Here is a 412-nt window from a genome sequence, read left to right as displayed (position 1 = left end):
GCTCTATATCGACGTCTCGTCCAAGGCCCTGGCCGAACGGGGCCTGACGCTGACCGATCTGCAGAATGCGATCAAGGGACAGAACAATGTCGACCCGGCCGGCTCCGTCGATACCGGCACCAACTCGGTGCGCATTTCCGTCGAGGGCGATGTCGGCAAGGTCGAGGATATCAGGAACCTGCGCCTGCGCGCCGGCGGTCAGGTCACGAGGCTGGGCGACATCGCCACGGTGAGTTCGGGGTTGCAGGATCCGTTCCAGCGAAAGTACCGCTTCAACGGTCACGACAGCGTGCAGTTGGGCGTCGTCATGGCCAAGGGCTTCAAGGTTACCGATGTCGGCAAGGATGTCGAGGCCACCTACAAGCGCTCCGAAGAGGCGCTGCCCTACGGCGTTGCGGTCGACCAGATCTCC

1 protein-coding gene is annotated in these 412 nt (G+C 63.1%); it reads left to right on the top strand.

Annotated features, from left to right (window positions below):
• Nucleotides 1–412, top strand: a 412-nt coding sequence (locus EN879_RS38620) for an efflux RND transporter permease subunit (RefSeq protein WP_164774974.1), incomplete at both ends; no start/stop codon positions are given.

It is taken from the genome of Mesorhizobium sp. M7A.F.Ca.AU.002.02.1.1 (assembly GCF_003998535.1).
Taxonomy (GTDB): domain Bacteria; phylum Pseudomonadota; class Alphaproteobacteria; order Rhizobiales; family Rhizobiaceae; genus Mesorhizobium; species Mesorhizobium ciceri.
The sequence above is the reverse complement of the archived record's forward strand: the minus strand, read 5'-3'. Positions and strand labels throughout refer to the sequence as shown.